Source organism: Amycolatopsis sp. NBC_01488, from assembly GCF_036227105.1.
Taxonomy (GTDB): domain Bacteria; phylum Actinomycetota; class Actinomycetes; order Mycobacteriales; family Pseudonocardiaceae; genus Amycolatopsis.
In genome coordinates this window covers 5,245,533-5,265,700 of the sequence record NZ_CP109434.1, presented here as the reverse complement: position 1 = coordinate 5,265,700, position 20,168 = coordinate 5,245,533, and the positions used below count along the sequence as shown (strand labels likewise).

Below are 20,168 nucleotides of genomic sequence, written 5' to 3'. Positions count from 1 at the left end.
GCCTTTCAGTGGTGGCCGGAGAACTGGCCGGCGAGCCGCGTGGAGATCAGCCGCAGCACCTCGGGCTGGTGGTCGGCGAGGAAGAAGTGCCCGCCGTTGAACACCTTCAGCTCGAACCCGCCGTCGGTGTGGTCCTGCCAGGCGCGTGCCTCGGCCAGGGTGGTCTTCGGGTCGGCGTCGCCGGTCAGCACGGTGATCGGCGTGGCCAGCTTCGGTCCCGGCCGCTGGACGTAGGTCTCGGCGGCCCGGTAGTCGTTGCGGATCGCGGGCAGAGCCATCCGGAGGATCTCTTCGTCGCCCAGCACGGCCGCGTTGGTGCCGCCGAGCTTGCGCACCTCGGCGATCACCCCGTCGTCGTCGAGCTTGTGCACGGACTCGTCGCGGCGGCACGAAGGCGCCCGGCGGCCGGAGGCGAACAGGTGCAGCGGGGTCACGCCGGACCGCTCCAGCCGGGCGACGACCTCGAACCCGAGCGTCGCGCCCATGCTGTGGCCGAACAACGCGAACGGCTCGCGGGTCCGCTCCGCCAGCACCTCGGCCAGCCGGTCCGCCAGTTCCGGCAGGTTGTCGATGCCGGGCTCGAGCCGCCGGTCCTGGCGGCCGGGGTACTGCACGGCCAGTACCTCGACCGACCGGCCGAGCCCGGCCGACATCGGGAAGTAGAAGCTGGCCGAGCCGCCCGCGTGGGGCAGGCAGAACAGCCGGACGGCGCCCGCGTCCGCCTCGTGGTAGCGGCGGAGCCACAGCTCCGGGTTCTCAGTCATGCGTGAAACTCCGTCCTCAGGGTGGCGCCGAGCCAGCCGCGCACGGTCTCGGCGGTGGTGGCGGCGTGGTCCTCGACCATGGTGAAGTGGTTGCCGGGCACGTCGACGACGAAATCGGCGGTGTCCCAGTGCGTCTGCCACTCCTCGGGGGCCAGCCGCGCGTCGGCGACCGGGGGCTCGGACGAGCGGACCAGCAGGAGCGGCACCGAGAGCTTCGCGGGCGACCAGCCGGCCAGCAGCCGGAAGTACCAGCTCATCGCCGAGAGCCGGGCGACGTCCATCGGCGCGAACACCTCTTCGCGGTCGAACATCCCGCCGAACAGCTCGTCGCGGAACCGGTCCAGCGGCGAGTCCTCGCGCGGCAGGTAGCTGTCGAGCAGGACGACGGCCAGCGGCGGCGTGCCCCGCTCTTCGAGGAGTTCGGCGGCGGCGTGCGCGAGCATCCCGCCCGACGACGACCCGAGCAGCACGAACGGCTTGCCGCCGGCGGCCCGCAGGACCGAGTCCGCCTGCACCTCGGCGACCGCGTGGACGCTGTTCGGCAGCGCCTCGCCCTTGACGAACCCCGGCGCCGGCAGCGCGTGGACGTCGCGGTCGCCGCGGAACGGCGAGGCGAACCGGGCGTACTGGTGCACCCCGGCCAGCGCCACGTACGAGCTGAAGCAGACGAGCTTCGGCGTGTGCTCCCCGGCGGCCAGCTGCACCGAACCCGGCCGCTCGGCCAGGTCGGCGGCCGCGTCGAAGGTGGGCCGCAGCAGCGCCGCGTTCTGCAGCAGCTCGAAGCCCTCCTTCATCTTGCCGAGTTCGCACGCCGTGCGGAACAGCGCGCTCAAGGTCTCACCCTGGTCCACTGTGGACTTGGTCGTCGGCGCGACCGCGCTGACGTTCAGCTCGGTCCGCAGGTGCGCGGCGAGGTCGTCGGGCGCCGGGAAGTCGAAGACCAGCGTCGGCGGCAGCCGCAGGCCGGTGGCCGCGCCGAGGGCGTTGCGCAGCTCGACCGCGGTGAGCGAGTCGAAGCCGGCGACGAGGAACCCGACGTCCGGGCGCACGGCCTCCGGGCCGGCGTGGCCCAGCACCGTCGCCGCGGTGGCCCGGACCAGCTCCAGCAGCACGGCTTGCTGGTCCGGCTCGGCTTTCCCGGCCAGCGCGGCGCGCAGGGCGGCCTCGCCGGACACCGGCGCGGCGGCTCGTCTCGCCGGGCGAACGAGTCCTTTGAGGATGGAAGCGACCGGACCGCCGCTGAGCCCAGCGAGGTCCAGCTTCGCCGGGACCAGCGCGGGTTCGGCGAGCGCGGTGGCGGCGTCGAACAGCGCCAGCCCCTGCTCGACGGGCAGCGCGTGGACGCCACCGCGCGACATCCGCTTCCGGTCGGCGGAGTCGAGCGCGGAACTCATCCCGGTCTCCCACAGCCCCCAGGCCAGCGATTGGGCGGGCAGGCCGCGAGCGGCCCGGTGAGCGGCGAGCGCGTCGAGGAAGGCGTTCGCGGCGGCGTAGTTGCCCTGCCCGGGTCCGCCGAAGGTGGCCGAGACCGAGGAAAAGAGCACGAACGCCGAGAGGTTCCGGTCGACGGTCAGCTCGTGCAGGTGCCAGGCCGCATCGACCTTCGGCCGCAGGACGGCGTCCATCCGGGTCGGCGTAAGAGAGGACAGGACGCCGTCGTCGAGCACGCCCGCCGCGTGCACGACCGCGGCGAGGTCGGGGACATCCGCCAGCAGCCCGGCGAGCGCGGCCCGGTCCGCGGTGTCGCACGCGGCGAACCGGACGTCCGCACCGAGTTCGGTAAGCTCGGCCCGCAGTTCGGCGGCCCCGGGCGCGGTTTCACCGCTCCGGCTGGTCAACACGAGCCGCCGGACGTCGTGCGCGGTGACCAGGTGCCGGGCCAGCACACGGCCCAGGCTCCCGGTGGCGCCGGTGAGCAGCACCGTGCCGTCCGGCCCGAACGGCCGCTTGCCGGTGGCGGCTTCGGTGGTTAGCGGACTACCTTCGCGGATCGCCGACTGGGGCTCCTCGCTGACGATCGCTGGCGGCGCAGCGGCAGCCTCGGTCGCCGCGCGGGCCGCACCTTCGCCGATCGTGGGCTGAGGCTCGCCGGCCACGACCGCTGGCGACGGCACAGCGGCAACCTCGGTCGTCACCCGCATCAGCCGGGCCGCGAGCAGGGCACCTTCACGGATCGCCAACTGCGGCTCGTCCCCGAGGATCGCGGACGGCAGCGCGGCGGCCGACTCGTCGTGGTCGTCCAGGTCGATCAGGCGGACGCGACCCGGGTGCTCCGACTGCGCCGAGCGGACCAGGCCCCACACCGGCGCGCACGCCAGGTCGGGGACGCCGTCGCCGGCCGCGGCGGCCACCGCGCCTCGGGTCACCACGATCAGGCGGGACGCCGCGAACCGCTCGTCGGCCAGCCAGCCCTGCAACAACGCCAGCACGTCGTGCGCGGTGGCCCGGGCGGCGTCCGGGAGCGCGCCGGCGGCCGGAGTGCGGACGGCCAGCACCGCTTCCGGCACGGCCATGCCGAGCCCGGCCGCGGCCCCCAGCGCGCCGAGGTCCACATAGGACTCGCACGTGACGCCGGACGCGTCGAGCGCCGGCCCGACCTTGAGGTCATCGGAGCCGACGACCGCCCACCGCCGGGCGCGGGCATCGACCGGGGCCGCCGCGACCGGCCGCCAGTCCAGCCGGAACAGCGACTCGTGCGCCTTCCGCACCGGCCGCACCGCGCCGGGGACGAGGGGCCGCAGCACCAGCGCGTCGATCGACGCCACCGCGTGACCGGCCGGGTCGGCCAGGCCGAGCTGCACCGTGTCCTGGCCGTTCGGAGTCACCGTGACCCGGACCGCCGTGGCGCCGCTCGCGTGCAGCGTCACCCCGCTCCACGAGAACGGAAGGTAGTTCCGGCCCGCCCACTCGGCGACCGTGCCCAGCACGTGCAGTGACGCGTCCAGCAGCGCCGGGTGCAGGCCGGACCGGGCCGCGTCCGCATGCTCCTCGGGCCGCAGCGCCACTTCCGCGCACACCGAGTCACCGAGCCGCCAAGCCGCACGCAGGCCCTGGAAGGCCGTGCCGTAGCCGAACCCGCCGTCCGGGCCGCCGGTGTACAGGCCGTCGAGGTCCAGGGGCTCGGCCCCGGTCGGCGGCCACTCCGTCAGGTCTTCGGGGACGGGACCGAGTTCGGCGGCGAGCCGTCCGCCGGCGTGCCGGGTCCACGGTTCGCCGTCGAGTCGCGAGTGGACGGTCACCGGGCGCGCGCCCGCGTCGTCCGGTGCGCCGACGACGACCTGCAGCTGGACGCCGTCGCGCTCGGGCAGCGGCAACGGTGTCTCGATGACCAGCTCGTCGATGCCGCCCGCGCCGACCTGCTCGGCCGCGCGCAGGACCAGCTCGACGAACCCGGTGCCGGGGAAGAGCGTGCTGCCCGCGACGACGTGGTCGGCGAGCCACGGGTGGGTCCGCGTCGAGACGCGGCCCGTGCACACCACGGCGCCGTCCTCGGCGTTCGTGACCGACGCGCCCAGCAGCGGGTGGTCCGGACGGTCGAGCCCCGCCATCGTGACGTCACCGGTCGGCGTCAGGGAGAATTCGGGCCAGAACCGCTCGTGCTGGAAGGCGTACGTCGGCAGCTCCGCCGCGCCGCCGGCCCCGCCGAGGACGGTCACCCAGTCCACTGTGGAGCCACTGACGTGCAGTTTCGCCAGTGTGGCCAGCAGTTCCCGAGGCTCGTCACGGTCCTTGCGCAGCACCGCGGTGACCACTGCTTGCTCGTCCACAGTGGACGCGGCCAGCGCGGTGAGCACGCCGTCCGGGCCCAGCTCCACGAACCGGGTCACGCCCAGCCCGGCGAGGGTGGCGACGGCGTCGGCGAACCGGACCGTCCCGCGGGCCTGGCGCAGCCAGTACTCCGGCGAGGTCAGGTCGGCGGGCGCACCGGTCAGCGTCGAGACGATCGGGATGGCGGGCGATGCGAAGGTGACGCGGGCCAGGACCCGGCCGAACTCCGCGAGCATCCCGTCCATGGCCGGCGAGTGGAAGGCGTGCGAGACGCGCAGCCGCCGGGTCTTGCGCCCGGCCCAGTGCCGTTCGACCTCCAGGACGCCGTCCTCGGCACCGGACACCACCACGGACGCCGGCCCGTTGACCGCGGCCAGCTCGACACCCGCGGGCAGCGTCGGCACGACCTCGGCTTCGGTCGCCTCGATCGCGAGCATTGCGCCACCGACCGGCAACGCCTGCATCAGACGGCCGCGTGCGGCGACGACGGCGCAGGCATCGGGCAGCGACCAGACGCCCGCGACGTGCGCGGCGGCCAGCTCGCCGATCGAGTGCCCGGCGAGGCGGTCGGGGCGGACCCCCCAGGATTCCAGGAGCCGGAACAGGGCCACTTCGATCGCGAACAGCGCGGGCTGGGTGTAGCCGGTCTGGTCGAGCAGACCGGGGTCGGTGTCGACGACGTCGAGGAGCGGCCGGTCGAGGTGGGTGTCGAACTCCGCGCACACCTCGGCGAAGGCTTCGGCGAACACCGGGAACGCGCGACGCAAGCCCGCGCCCATGCCGAGCCGCTGCGCGCCCTGGCCGGTGAACAGGAACGCCGTCCCGCCCTCGGCGCGCACGCCCGTGGTGACGCCGGGCGCGGGACGGTCGGCGGCGACGGCGGCCAGTCCGCGCACCAGCTCGTCCCGGGCGGCACCCACCACGACAGCGCGGTGAGCGAACACCGTGCGGGCCGCCAGCGCCGTGCCGATCTCGGCGGCGTGGGCCTCGACGTGGCTCAGCAATCGTTCGGCCTGACCCCGCAGGGCTTCCGGAGTGTGCCCCGACACGACCCACGCCGTCAGCGCGCCACTTTCACGGGAAAGTGGCGCTTCGGGGGTATCAGGGGCGGCTTCGATGATGACGTGGGCGTTGGTGCCGCTCACGCCGAACGACGAGACACCGGCGCGGCGCACGTGGTCGTCGTCCGGCCACGGCACGGGCTCGGACAGCAGCCGCACGGCACCGCCGGCCCAGTCCACATGCGACGAGGGGACGTCGGCGTGCAGAGTCTGCGGCAGCAGGCCGTGCCGCAGGGCCAGCACCATCTTGATGACCCCGGCGACCCCGGCCGCCGCCTGCGTGTGGCCGAGGTTCGACTTGATCGAACCCAGCCACAGTGGACGGTCGCGGTCCTGGCCGTAGGTGGCGATCAGCGCCTGGGCTTCGATCGGGTCGCCGAGGCTCGTGCCGGTGCCGTGCGCTTCGACGGCGTCCACATCGGACGGTCCCAGGCCCGCGCTCGCCAGTGCCGCCCGGATCACCCGTTGCTGCGACGGCCCGTTCGGCGCGGTCAGCCCGTTCGACGCACCGTCCTGGTTGACCGCGCTGCCGCGGACGACCGCGAGCACCGGGTGCCCGTTGCGCCGCGCGTCGGAAAGCCTTTCCAGCACGAGTATTCCCGCGCCCTCGCCCCAGCCGGTGCCGTTCGCATCGTCGGAAAAGGCACGGCAGCGGCCATCCGGCGACAGCCCCCGCTGGCGGCTGAACTCGACGAACGAGCCCGGCGTCGCCAGGACGGTGACCCCGCCGGCGAGCACCAGCGAGCATTCCCCCGCACGCAGCGCCTGGATCGCCCAGTGCAGCGCGACCAGGGAGGACGAGCACGCCGTGTCCACGGTGACGGCCGGCCCCTCCAGCCCGAGCGCGTAGGAGATCCGGCCCGAGAGCACGGAAGCGGCGTTGCCGGTGCCGAGGTAGCCTTCGGCGCTCTTCGGCGACAGCGCGAGCAGCGCCGGGTAGTCCTGGCCGTTGGTCCCGGCGAACACGCCGACCGGCTGACCGCGCAGCGACTCCGGGTCGATCCCGGCACGTTCGAGGGCTTCCCAGGACGTCTCGAGCAGCAGCCGCTGCTGCGGGTCCATGGCGAGGGCTTCCCGGGGTGAGATCCCGAAGAAGGCAGGGTCGAACAACGCGGCGTCGTCGAGGAAACCGCCTTCGCGGGCGTAGGACGTGCCTTCGCTGTCGGGGTCCGGGTCGTAGAGCGCATCGAGGTCCCAGCCGCGGTCGGCCGGGAAACCGCCGACCGCGTCGCGGCCCTCGGCGAGCAGCGTCCACAGCTCGTCCGGGGTGTGGACGCCGCCGGGGAACCGGCAGGCCATCGAGACGATCGCGATCGGCTCGTCGTCGGTCCGGGCCGCGACCGAGGCAGGCACCGCCGGTCCCGCGTCGCCGGTCAGGTGCGCGGCCAGGGCGTTCGGCGTGGCGTAGTCGTAGATCAGCGTGGCGGGCAGCCGCTGCCCGGTGGCCGCGGCCAGCCGGTTGCGCAGTTCGACGGCGGTCAGCGAGTCGAAGCCGAGGTCCTTGAACGCCCGGTCCGGCTCGACGGCCGCCGCGTTCGCGTAGCCGAGCACCAGCGCCACGGCGGTGCGGACGACGTCCAGCGGGTCGGCCGGGCGGTCGGCGGCGGGTTCGGCGGCCGGCCGCGGCGGGACGAGCCCGGCGAACACCGGCGGCAGGACCGGGGCGGCGGCGAGGACGTCGAGGTCGAACCGGATCGGCAGCACCGCGGGCTCCCCGGCGCGGCAGGCCGCGTCGAACAGCCGCAGTCCGTCCACAGTGGACAGCGGAATCATGCCGGCGGCGCCGAGCCGGCGGCGGTCGCGGTCGCGGTCGGCGAGGGTGCCGGTCATGCCGCCGGCCTGCTCCCACAGTCCCCAGCCGAGCGCGAGCGCGGGCAGGCCGCGGTCGCGGCGGTGGCGGGCCAGCGCGTCGAGCCAGACGTTGGCCGCCGCGTAGTTCGCCTGCCCGGCCGGGCCGAGCGTGCCGGAGATCGAGGAGAACACGACGAAGGCCGTCAGATCGGCGTCGGCGGTCAGCTCGTGGAGGTGGGTGACCGCGTCGATCTTGGGGCGCAGCACGGCATCCAGGCGCTCGGGGGTCAGCGCGGACACGACGCCGTCGTCGAGGACACCGGCCACGTGGACGACGCCGGTCAACGGGCGGTCCGCCGGGATGCCCGCCAGCAGTGCGGCCAGCGCGTCGCGGTCGGCGGCGTCGCAGGCCGCGACGACGGGTTCCGCACCCAGCTCGGTCAGGTCGGCGACCAGCTCGGCCGCGCCGTCGGCAGCCGGGCCGCGCCGGCCGGCGAGCAGCAGGTGGCGCACGCCGTACCGGGTGGCCAGGTGGCGGGCGACGAGTGCGCCCAGCGCCCCGGTGCCGCCGGTGACGAGCACTGTCCCTTCCGGACCGAAGGACGCGGACGGCCCCGGCTCGGCCGAGGTGAGCTTGGCCAGGCGTGCCGCCCGGATCTCGCCGTCGCGCAGCAAGAACTCCGGTTCGCCGGTGGCGAGCGCCGCGGGCAGGAGGCGTGCGGCGGCCAGGTCGTCGACGTCGGCGAGCACGAACCGGCCGGGGTTCTCCGCGGCGGCCGAGCGCACCAGGCCCCACACCGGGGCCTGCGCGAGATCCGCCACCCCGTCGGCGACGGCGGCGCCGCGCGTCAGCACCACCAGCGTCCGGCCGTCGAACCGCTCGTCGGCCAGCCACGCCTGCACGAGCCGCAGCGCGCGACGAGCCGCCGTACCGGGAGTGTCCTCTTCGGACCGGGACAGGAACGGGGCGACCAGGACGTCGGGCAGCGCGCCCGCCTCCGCGACGCCGTCGAGATCGGGGTGGCAGGCCAGCGCGCCCAGCTCGGCGAACAGGGCGGCGCCCAGCTCGCGGTGGCCGGAGCCGAGCACGGCCCACGCCGCCGGGACCGGCTCCCCCGCCGCGATCGGCACCCAGTCGAGCTTGAGCAGGCCGTCCCGCGTAGCGCCACCGACCGGGCGGGGCAGCTCCGGCCAATACGTCTCGCGTTGGAAGGCGTAGGTCGGGAGTTCACTCGCCCGCGCACCGGGGAACAGCTCGCCCCAGGCCACCCGCGCGCCGCGGACGTACACCGCCGCGACGGCGGCCAGCGCGGTCCGGACCTCGTCGCGGTCCCTGCGCAGCAGCGCGGCGACGGTCGCGCCGGGCAGGCACTCCTCGGTCATGGCGGCGAGCACGCCGTGCGGCCCCAGCTCCAGGAACCGGGTGGTTCCGGAGTCCGCGAGCGCGGCCACGGCCGTCGCGAACCGGACCGGCTCCCGGACCTGGCGCACCCAGTACTCCGGCGTGGTCAGCTCCTCGGTCACCGCTGTCCCGGTCACCGTCGAGACGATCGGGAGCCGCGGCCGTGCGTACGTGATCCGCGCCGCGACCTGGGCGAACTCGGCCAGCATCGGGTCCATCAGCGGCGAGTGGAAGGCGTGGGAGACGGTGAGCCGCCGGGTCCGGCGGCCGAGGTCTGCGAAGTGCCGTTCGATCTCTCCCGCGGCCGCTTCCTCGCCCGACACCACGACGGAGTCCGGGCCGTTGACCGCCGCGAGCGAGACAGCGCCGGTGAGCAGCGGCGTCACTTCGGCTTCGGTGGCCTGGACGGCGACCATCGCGCCGCCGCCCGGCAGCGCCTGCATCAGCCGGCCGCGCGCGGCGACCAGCTCGGCGGCGTCGGCGAGCGAGAACACCCCGGCGACGTGCGCCGCCGCCAGCTCGCCGATGGAGTGCCCGGCGAGATGGTCGGGCGTCACGCCCCAAGACTCCAGCAGCCGGAACAGCGCGACTTCGATCGCGAACAGCGCGGGCTGGGTGCAGGCCGTCTCGTCGAGGGCTTCGCCGGACCAGACCACCGTCTTGAGTGGACGGTCGAGGTGCCGGTCGAACTCCGCGCAGACCTCGTCGAAAGCGGTGGCGTAGGCCGGGAACCGGGCGTGCAGCTCCCGCCCCATGCCGACGCGTTGCGCGCCTTGGCCGGTGAACAGGAAGGCAGTCAGTCCTTCGGTGACCGCGCCGCGGACGAGGCCGGGCACGTCGTCGCCCTTCGCGAGCGCGCGTACCCCCTCGGCGAGTTCGCCTGCGTCGCCGACCAGCACGGCCCGGTGCTCGAAGGCCGAACGAGTCGTGGCGAGCGCCAGCCCGATCCCGGCCGGGTCACCTTCGACACGCGCCAGCCGCGCGGCCTGGCCGCGGAGTGCGGCCTCTGACCGTCCCGAAAGGACCCACGGCACCACCGACGACGTGCTTTCTTCGGGCAGCAAGGGTTCTTCGGCCGGGGGTGCGGCCAGGAGCACGTGGGCGTTGGTGCCGCTGACGCCGAACGCCGAGACGCCCGCGCGGCGCACCCGCCCGTCTTCCGGCCACGGGACCGGCTCGGTCAGCACCCGGACGTCCCCGGCCGACCAGTCCACCCGCGACGTCGGCTGGTCCACGTGCAGGGTCTTCGGCAGGACGCCGTTGCGCAGCGCGAGGGTCATCTTGATGACCCCGGCGACACCCGCGGCGGCCTGGGTGTGCCCGAGGTTCGACTTGATCGAACCGAGCCACAGTGGACGGCCCGCAGGCCGGTGCTCGCCGTAGGTGGCCAGGAGGGCCTGCGCCTCGATCGGGTCACCCAGGCTCGTCCCGGTGCCGTGCGCTTCGACGGCGTCCACATCGGACGGCGAGAGGCCCGCGTCGGCCAGTGCGGCGCGGATGACGCGTTGCTGCGACGGGCCGTTCGGGGCGGTCAGCCCGTTCGACGCGCCGTCGGAGTTGATCGCCGAGCCCGCGACGATCGCGAGCACCGGATGCCCGCTGCGCCGCGCGTCGGAAAGCCGTTCCAGCAGCACGACGCCGGCACCCTCGCCCCAGCCGGTCCCGTCGGCGCCGTCGGCGAACGCTTTGCAGCGGCCGTCCGCGGCCAGGCCCTGCTGACGGCTGAAGCCGATGAACGCGCCGGGCGTCGTCATGACCGTGACACCACCGGCGAGCGCCAGGCGGCACTCTCCCTCGCGCAGCGCGTGCGCCGCCCAGTGGAGTGCGACCAGCGACGACGAGCACGCCGTGTCGACGGTGACGGCCGGGCCCTCCAGGCCGAGCGCGTAGGAGATCCGTCCGGAAAGGACACTCGCCGCGTTGCCGGTGCTCTCGTAGCCGTCGCCGACGCCGGGCGCGAGGCTGAGCAGGCCCGGGTAGTCCTGGCCGTTGGTCCCGGCGAACACGCCGACCGGCTCTCCCCGCAGGGCCGCCGGATCGATTCCGGCGCGCTCCAAGGCTTCCCAGGACGTCTCGAGCAGCAGCCGCTGCTGCGGATCCATGGCGAGGGCCTCGCGGGGCGAGATCCCGAAGAACGCCGCGTCGAACGCGCCCGCGTCGCGGACGAACCCGCCCTGGTCGACGTAGCTCGTGCCGGGGTGGGCCGGGTCCGGGTGGTAGACGGCGTCGAGGTCCCAGCCGCGGTCGTCCGGGAAGCCCGTCAGCGTGTCGGTGCCGGTTTCGAGCACCCGCCAGAGGTCCTCGGGCGTCTCGACGCCACCGGGGAACCGGCAGGCCATCGCCACGATGGCGATCGGCTCGGGCGTGGCGGATTCGGCCTCGCGCAGCCGTTCCCGGGTTTCGTGCAGGTCGGCGGTGACCTTGCGCAGGTACCCGAGCAGCTTCTCCTCGTTCACGTCGCACCCCGCCCGCCGGCGCCCCCGCGCGTCACGCGAGTCCCAGCTCGTTGTCGATGAAGTCGAAGATCTCGGTTTCGCTGGCCGTCTCGAGCTTCTGCCGCGCGCTCCCGGCCGGCTCCGCGGTTTCGGCCAGCCGGCCCAGCAGCGCCTGCAGCCGGGTGGTGATCCGGGTGCCGGCCAGTTGCTCGGCGGTCAGCCCGGCGAAGGCCGCCTCGATCCGGTCCAGCTCGGCCTCGGCCGCCGCGGCCGGGTCGGCCGGGCCGAGTTCGCGGCCGAGGTGCCGGGCCAGCGCCGCCGGGGTGGCGTAGTCGAACCCGAGCGTCGCGGGCAGGGACAGGCCGGTGACGGCGGCGAGGCCGTTGCGCAGCTCGACCGCGGTGAGCGAGTCGAGGCCCAGCTCCTTGAACGCCAGTTCAGGGTCCACTGTGGACGGACTCGGGTAGCCGAGGACGGTGGCCACTTCGGCACGCACCAGGTCGAGGAGCGCGCGATCCCGTTCGGACCCGGTCAGCGCGTCGAGTTTCGCCCGGAAGTCCTGCTCGGGTTCTGCCGCTGCTCGGCGCGCTTCGGGCAGGTCGTCGAGCAGCCGTGCGGTGCGGACGGTGAACCGCTCCCAGTCGACGTCGGCCACGGTGACCACGGGCTCGCCGCCGCTGAGCGCCCGGTGCAGGGCCGCGGTCGCCAACTCGGGGGCCATCGGGCGGATCCCGCCGCGCTCGGCGCGGCCGCTGTTCCCGGCGGCCATGCCCGCGCCGGCCCACGGGCCCCAGGCGATCGAGGTGGCCGGCAGGCCGAGGCCGGCCCGGTGCTCGGCGAGGGCGTCCAGCACGGCGTTGGCCGCGACGTAGTTGCCCTGCCCGGCCGCGCCGAGCGTGGCGGCCAGGGAGGAGAACAGCACGAACGCGGACAGGTCGCGGTGGCGCGTCAGCTCGTCCAGGATGACCGCGGAGTCCACTTTGGACCTCAACACGGTGGCGAGCCGGTGCGGTGTCAGGGAGTCCAGGACGCCGTCGTCGAGAACACCGGCGGCGTGGACGACGGCGTCGAGGTCGGGCAGCGACTCGAGCAGCTCGGCGGCGGCGGCGCGGTCGGCGAGGTCGCAGGCGGCGATGGTCACCTTGGCGCCGAGCGCGCTGAGCTCGGCTTCGAGTTCGGCGGCCCCGGGCGCGGCGGCCCCACGCCGCCCGGCCAGCACGACGTGCGGCGCGCCGGTCCGCGCCAGCCACCGTGCGACCTCGGCGCCGAGCGCGCCGGTGCCGCCGGTGACGAGCACCGTGCCGGTCGGGGTCCAGGGCTCGGTGGGTGCTGCGATCGGGGCCCGCACGAGCCGTCGCACGAAGGTGCCGGCCGGGCGGATCGCGAGCTGGTCCTCGCCTTCGCTGCCGCTGAGGGCGGTCATCAGCCGGGTCAGCTCGGGTTCGCCGGGCTCGACGGGCAGGTCGGCGAGCCCGCCCCAGCGGCCGGGATGCTCCAGCGCGGCGGTTCGGCCGAGTCCCCAGACCCCGGCGGCGAGGGGCTGCGCGGGAGTTTCGCCGTCGACGCCGACGGCTCCCGCGGTCACGGACCACAGCGGCGCGGTGAGGTCGGCATCCCCGAGCGCTTGGAGGAGGGTGGTGCTCAGCGCGAGGCCGAGGGGCACGGACGGCCGGCCCGGCGTGGCGTGGACGGCCAGCCCGAGCAGCGAGAGCACGCCGTCGGCGGGACCGAAGCCCAGCAGCTCAGCGGCGACAGCGTCACGGTCGGGCGTTCCGAGCGTCACCGGCACCGGCTCGGCTCCCGCCTCCGCGAGCGCCGGAACCACGGCCTTGACCAGCGGATCGTCCTCAAACCCGGCGGGGACCACCACGAGCCACCGGCCGGACAACCGCGTCCCCGGCCGGTCGGCCACCGGCCGCCACGACGTCCGGTAGCGCCAAGCGTCGGCCGGAGAACCGCTCGGGACCGGCACCTCGGGCCAGAACACCCGACGCTCGAACGGGTACGTGGGCAGCGCGACGTGCCGAGTCCCCGGCGAAAGCGGCGTCCAGTCCACGGCGGGCCCGCTGACGTGCAAAGACGCCACCGCCAGCAGAACCGTGGCGACCTCCGGCCGGTCCTTGCGCAGCGTCGGGACGCAGCCCTCGGCCAGCGCGCTCAGCGTTCCGTCCGGGCCCAGCTCCACCAGCCGCGCGACGCCCGCCTCACGCAGCGTCGACACGGCGTCGGCGAAGCGCACCGGCTCGCGCACCTGGCGCACCCAGTACTCCGGGTCGGTCAAGTCGGCCCGCCCGGTCACCGTGGACACGACCGGGATGCGCGGCTCGGCATAGCCGATCCCGCGCGCCACCTCGGCGAACTCCTCGAGCATCGCGTCCATATGTGCCGAGTGAAACGCATGCGAGACCCGCAAATCCCTAGACTTCACCCCGCGCGCGGCCAGCTCGGCGGCGATCTCCGCCAGCACGCCGGCCTCGCCGGAAAGCACCGTGGCCAGGGGCCCGTTGACGGCGGCCAGATCGGCTCGGCCCGCGGCGATCTCGAGAACGTCCTGCTCGGCGGCCTGCACAGCGAGCATCGCGCCCCCGGCGGGCAGTGCCTGCATGAGGCCCGCCCGCGCCGCCACCAAGCGGCACGCGTCCTCCAGCGAGAACACCCCGGCGACGTGCGCCGCCGCCAACTCGCCGATCGAGTGCCCGGCCAGGAAGTCCGGCCGCACACCCCACGACTCCAGCAGCCGGAACAGCGCGACCTCGACCGCGAACAGCGCGGGCTGGGTGTACCCCGTCTGGTCCAGCGCCCGAGCGTCGCCGAAGACGACGTCCCGCAACGGCCGATCGAGCGAAGCGTCCAGCGCCGCGCACACCGCGTCGAACGCGTCCGCGAACACGGGGAACCGCGCGTACAGCTCGGCCCCCATCCCGGCGCGCTGCGATCCCTGGCCGGCGAACAGCAGGCCGGTCGCGCCGGCACCGGCGCGCCCGCTGACCACACCCCGCCCCTTCGAGCCCGACGCGACCGCGGCCAGCCCGGCGAGCAGGTCCTCGCGCCCGGCACCCGTCACGACGGCCCGGTGCTCGAACACCGCCCGAGCGGCCAGCGACCGGCCGACGTCGGCAAGCGGAACGTCCGAGCCTTCGACGAACTCCGCGAGCCGCCGGGCCTGCTGCCGCAGCACCTCGGCCGACCGGCCCGACAGCGGCCAGACGACGCAGTCTGCCGCGGCTGGTCGTGAGTGAGAAACAGGGTTGGCACACTGTTTCTCACTCACGACGTCCGTGGCGGGTGGCTGTTCGAGGATGACGTGGGCGTTCGTGCCGCTGAAGCCGAACGACGACACGCCCGCCCGGCGCGGCCGCTCCGCAGGCGGCCAAGGGGTGGTCGAGGTCAGCAGCGCCACCGCGCCGCTGTCCCAGTCGACGTGCCGCGACGGCCGGTCCGCGTGCAGCGTCTTCGGCAGCACGCCGTGCCCCAGTGCGAGGACCATCTTGATGACCCCGGCGATCCCGGCGGCCGCCTGCGTGTGCCCGATGTTCGACTTCAGCGAACCCAGCCACAACGGCTGCGAGCGGGCCCGGCCGTAGGTTGCCAGCAAGGCCTGCGCCTCGATCGGATCGCCCAGCGCGGTGCCCGTCCCGTGCGCTTCCACCGCGTCCACATCGGACGGTGACAGGCCCGCGTTCGCCAGCGCAGCCAGGATAACTCGCTGCTGCGAGGGGCCGTTCGGGGCGGTCAGGCCGTTGGACGCGCCGTCCTGGTTCATCGCCGAGCCTCGCAGCACCGCGAGCACCGGGTGCCCGAGCCGCCGCGCGTCCGACAGCCGTTCGACCAGCACGACGCCGGCGCCTTCGCCCCAGCCCGTGCCGTCCGCCTCGTCGGCGAAGGCCTTGCACCGGCCGTCCGCCGCGAGCCCGCCCTGGCGGGAGAACTCGACGAACGCGCCGGGCGTCGCCATCACCGTCACGCCACCGGCCAGCGCCATCGCGCACTCGCCCGAGCGCACCGACTGCGCGGCCAGGTGCAGCGCCACCAGCGACGCCGAGCACGCCGTGTCCACGGTGACCGCCGGTCCGCCGAGGCCGAGCACGTACGACACCCGGCCCGAGACGACCGAAGCCGCGTTCCCGGTGCCGACGAACCCGCCGAAGTCCTCGCCGGAGGCCGCGAGCACCGCCGGGTAGTCCTGCCCGTTGGTGCCGAGGAACACGCCGACGTCCGCGGTCCGGGCCGGGTCGACCCCGGCGCGTTCCAGTGCCTCCCAGGCGGTTTCCAGGACGAGCCGCTGCTGCGGGTCCATCGCCAGTGCTTCGCGCGGCGAGATGCCGAAGAAGGCCGGGTCGAACTCGGTGACGCCGTCGACGAACGCGCCGCCGCCCGCGACGACCCCGGCCGCCGTGAGGCCCGCGACGTCCCAGTGCCGGTCGGCGGGGAAGCCCGAAACCGCGTCACCGCCGGACAGCAGCAGGTCCCACAGGTCTTCCGGGGTCCGCACGCCGCCGGGGAACCGGCAGCCCATCGCCACGACGACGACCGGGTCCTCTGTGGACACCGCGGGCCGCGCGACGACCGGCTCGGCGTCCGGGACACCCGCCGCGAGGTGCGTGGCCAGGTCGGCGGCCGTCGGGTAGTCGTAGATCAAGGTCGCGGGCAGGTCCGTCCCGGTGGCCGCGCCGAGCCGGTTGCGCAGTTCGACGGCGGTCAGCGAGTCGAAGCCGAGGTCGTTGAACGACCGGTCCGGGGCGACCGCGGCGATGTCCGCGTACCCGAGCACGGCCGCGACCTGCCGCCGCACCAGCGTCAGAGTGTCCTCTTCGGACAGTTGCGCTGACGGCGCTTCGGCCGCCGCTTCGGGGAGTTCGGCCAGCAGCCGGCTCGGGCGCACGGCGGTGAGGGCGGGCCCGTAGACCGCCCAGTCGATGTCGGCGACCGCGACGGTCACGTCCCCGGCACCCAGGGCCCGGTCGAGCGCGGCCAGGGCGAGTCCGGGAGTCAGCGGGGTGAGGCCGCCGCGGCGCAGCCGGTCGCGGACGGCGTCGTCGGCCGCCATCCCCGCGTCGGCCCACGGTCCCCAGGCGATCGAGGTCGCGGCGAGCCCGCGGGCCCGCCGGTGCGCGGCCAGCGCGTCGAGGTAGGCGTTCGCGGCGGCGTAGTTGCCCTGCCCGGCCGAGCCGACCGTGCCGGCCAGCGACGAGAACAGCACGAACGCCGAGAGGTCGCGGTCCGCGGTGACCTCGTGCAGCACCCGGGCGGAAGTCGCCTTGGCCCGCAGCACCCGGTCGAGCTTTTCGGGGGTGAGCCCGTCGAGCACGCCGTCGTCGAGCACCCCGGCCGCGTGCACGACGGCGCTCAGGTCCGGCAGGGAATCCACCAGCGCGGTGACGGCGTCTCGGTCGGCGAAGTCGCAGGCCACGACGTCGAAGCCGCGCGCGGTCAGCTCGGCCGCGCCCGGCGCGTCCGGGCCACGGCGACTCGCCAGCACGACGCGCGACGCGCCGCGGTCGACCGCCCAGCGCGCGAGGTGGCCCCCGAGCGCGCCGGTGCCGCCGGTGATCAGCACCGTTCCTGCGACCGTCCACTCGGGACAGTCGGCGGACAACGGCGCTCGCCCGAGCCGCCGGGCGAAGACCCCGGCGGCCCGGATCGCGACCTCGTCCTCCGCGCCGTCGGCGAGCACTCCGCACAGCCGGTCGAGGCCACGGTCGTCGAGGTGCTCGGGCAGGTCGACCAGGCCGCCCCACCGGCGCGGGTGCTCCACCGCGGCCGACCGGCCGAGGCCCCACACCTGGGCCTGCTCCGGGTGTGCGAGCCGGTCGGACCGGCCGGTCGAGACGGCGCCCCGGGTCGCGCACCACAGCGGCGCGGACCAGCCGAGCGCGCCGAGGGCCTGCACCAGCGCGAGCGTCTGATCCACGGCCAGCAGCGAGAGGATCCCGGCTGGCTCGTCGGTCAGCAGGGTGGCCAGGTCGGCGTCCGCCGGGACGCGAAGCACGTCCGCGCCCCGGTCTTCCAGGCCCGCGATGACATCGTCGGCGCCTTCTCGCGCCAGCACGAGCCAGCGGCCCGGCAGCCGTGCCGCGGTGGTCCCGGTGAGCGGGCGCCAGGTGATCCGATGCCGCCAGCCGTCCACAGTGGACTCGTCGTGGTTCCGGCGACGCCAGGAGGCCAGCGCGGGCAGGACATCGCTGAGCGGCGCTTCCGACGGCACGTCGAGCGTCGCGGTCAGCGCGTCGAGATCCTGCCGTTCGACCGCCGACCAGAAGCGGTCCGCGCCGGCGTCGCCCGCGGGAGCTTCGGACTCCGGCGAAGTGAGCCAGAACCGTGAGCGCTGGAAGGCGTAGGTCGGCAGGTCGACCCGGCGGGCGCCGTCGAGCAGGCCGGTCCAGGCGGGTGGGCCGCCGCGGACGTACAGCTCGGCCAGCGCCGACAGCACCGACTCCCGCTCGTCCCGCCCGGCGCGCAGCACCGGCACGACGGGCACACTCGCCATTCCGGCAAGGGTCCCGCCCGGGCCGACCTCGACGAACCGCGCGACACCGCGGGCGGCCAGGGTCGTCATGCGGTCGGCGAACCGGACCGGTTCGCGCACGTGCCGCACCCAGTACTCCGGGTCGGTCAGGTCGGCGGGGCCGCCGGTGACGACCGGGATCTTCGGCACCGAGAACGTCAGCCCGGCCACGGCCTGCCGGAACTCCGCCAGCATCGGCTCCATCAGCACCGAGTGGAAGGCGTGCGACACGCTGAGCCGCTTGGTCTTGCGCCCGCGCGAAGCCAGTTCGGCCGCCGCCGCGAGCACTGCGTCTTCGTCGCCGGACAGGACGACGGAGTCGGCCGCGTTGACGGCCGCGAGGTCGACCCGCTCGCCCAGCAGCGGCGTGACCTCGGCTTCGGTGGCCTGCACGGCGACCATCGCGCCGCCGGCCGGGAGGGCCTGCATCAGCCGCGCCCGCGCGGCGACGAGCGTGCACGCGTCGGCCAGCGTGAGGATCCCGGCGACGTGCGCCGCCGCCAGCTCGCCGATCGAGTGCCCGGCCAGGAAGTCCGGCTGCACGCCCCAGGACTCCAGTAGCCGGAACAACGCGACCTCGACGGCGAACAGCGCGGGCTGGGTGTATCCCGTGTCGTCCAAGGACGCACCCGAGATCGCTTCGGCCAGGGGGCCGGGCAGCAGCCCGTCGAAGCCCTGGCACACCTCGTCGAAGGCGGCCGCGAACACCGGGAACTCGCGACGCAGCCCGGCACCCATGCCAATCCGCTGGGAACCCTGGCCGGAGAACAGGAACGCGGTCTTGCCCGCCTTGCCCGCCACACCGTCCACAAGGGACGCCGCAGGCTCGTCGGCGGCCAGGGCGTCCAGGGCCGTCACGGCCTCGGAGGCGTCGGCGGCCAGCACGACGGCCCGGTGCTCGAACGCCGAACGCCCGGTGACCAGCGACCACGCGGTGTCGGCCAGCGGCGGGCCCGCACTCAGGTGGTCACGCAGCCGGACGGCCTGCTCCCGGAGGGCTTCGCGCGAGCGCGCCGAGAGCGCGAGGGGCACCGGCGCGCCGAACGTGGTCGCCGGGTCGGGCACCAGGTCGTAACTCTCCAGGACCACGTGCGCGTTGGTCCCGGAGATGCCGAACGAGGACACCCCGGCCCGGCGCGGGGTCGCCCCGGCAGGCCACGAAACGTTCTCGGTGAGCAGCTCGACGCGCCCGGCCGACCAGTCGATGTGCGGCGAGGGCTCGTCGACGTGCACCGTGCGCGGCAACAGCCCGTGCCGCATGGCCAGCACCATCTTGATCACCCCGGCCACGCCGGCGGCGGCCTGGGTGTGGCCGATGTTCGACTTCACCGAGCCGAGCCACAGCGGCCGGTCGCGGTCCTGGCCGTAGGTCGCCAGCAGTGCGTGCGCCTCGATCGGGTCGCCCAGCGTGGTGCCGGTGCCGTGTGCCTCGACAACGTCCACATCGGACGGTGTGAGCCCGCCGCTCGCCAGCGCGGCGCGGATGGCCTGCTGCTGCGCCGGGCCGTTGGGTGCGGTGAGGCCGTTGGACGCGCCGTCGGAGTTGACCGCCGAGCCGCGGACCACGGCGAGCACCGGGTGGCCGTTGGCCAGCGCGTCGGACAGCTTCTCGACGAGGACGAGCCCGACGCCCTCGGACCAGCCGGTGCCGTCGGCCGCGGCCGCGAACGGCTTGCACCGCCCGTCGGGCGCGAGCCCGCGCTGGCGGCTGAACTCCAGGAACATCCCGGGCGTCGACATGACGGTGACGCCGCCGACGAGCGCCAGCGAGCACTCGCCGCGCCGCAGCGCCTGGGCGGCCCAGTGCAGGGCGACCAGCGACGACGAGCACGCGGTGTCCACGGTGACCGCCGGGCCCTTGAGCCCGAGCTGGTAGGCGACCCGGCCGGAGATGACGGCGGTCGAGTTGCCGGTGAGCAGGTGCCCTTCGACGCCGTCGGGCAACGCGGTCAGGCCCGAGCCGTAGCCGGTGGACGTCCCGCCGACGAAGACGCCCGCCCGCGAGCCGCGCAGCGACAGCGGGTCGATCCCGGCGCGTTCGATGGTCTCCCACGCCGTTTCGAGCAGCAGCCGCTGCTGCGGGTCGGTGGCCAGCGCCTCGCGGGGACTCATCCCGAAGAAGCCAGGATCGAACTCCGCCGCGTCGTAGACGAACCCGCCCTCGCGGACGTAACTGGTGCCCGCCTGCTCGGCGTCGCCGGAGTACAGCGCCGCGGGCCAGCCGCGATCGGCCGGGAAGCCCGCCATGCCGTCGCCGCCGTCGGCCAGCAGCTGCCACAGCTGCTCGGGAGAGCGGACGCCGCCGGGGAACCGGCAGCCCATCCCGATCACCGCGACCGGCTCGGTGTCCCGGTCCTCGACCTCGCGCAACCGCTGGTTCGCCGCCCTCAGGTCGGTGGTGACCTTCTTGAGGTAGTCGAGCAGCTTCTTCTCGTTGTCGGA

1 protein-coding gene and 2 pseudogenes are annotated in these 20,168 nt (G+C 74.8%); all 3 read right to left on the bottom strand.

Annotation, left to right across the window (positions count from 1 at the left end; genetic code table 11):
- Window positions 1-5 precede the first annotated feature (5 nt).
- Window positions 6-764, bottom strand: coding sequence for a thioesterase II family protein (locus tag OG738_RS25100; RefSeq protein ID WP_329044525.1), 759 nt, complete (start codon window positions 762-764; stop codon window positions 6-8).
- Window positions 761-11,233, bottom strand: a pseudogene (locus OG738_RS25095) (type I polyketide synthase); the annotation flags it as partial. The gene OG738_RS25100 and the pseudogene OG738_RS25095, both read right to left, overlap by 4 nt.
- A 40-nt stretch (window positions 11,234-11,273) precedes the next feature.
- Window positions 11,274-20,150 (bottom strand): annotated as a pseudogene (locus OG738_RS25090) (type I polyketide synthase); the annotation flags it as partial.
- Window positions 20,151-20,168 lie beyond the last annotated feature (18 nt).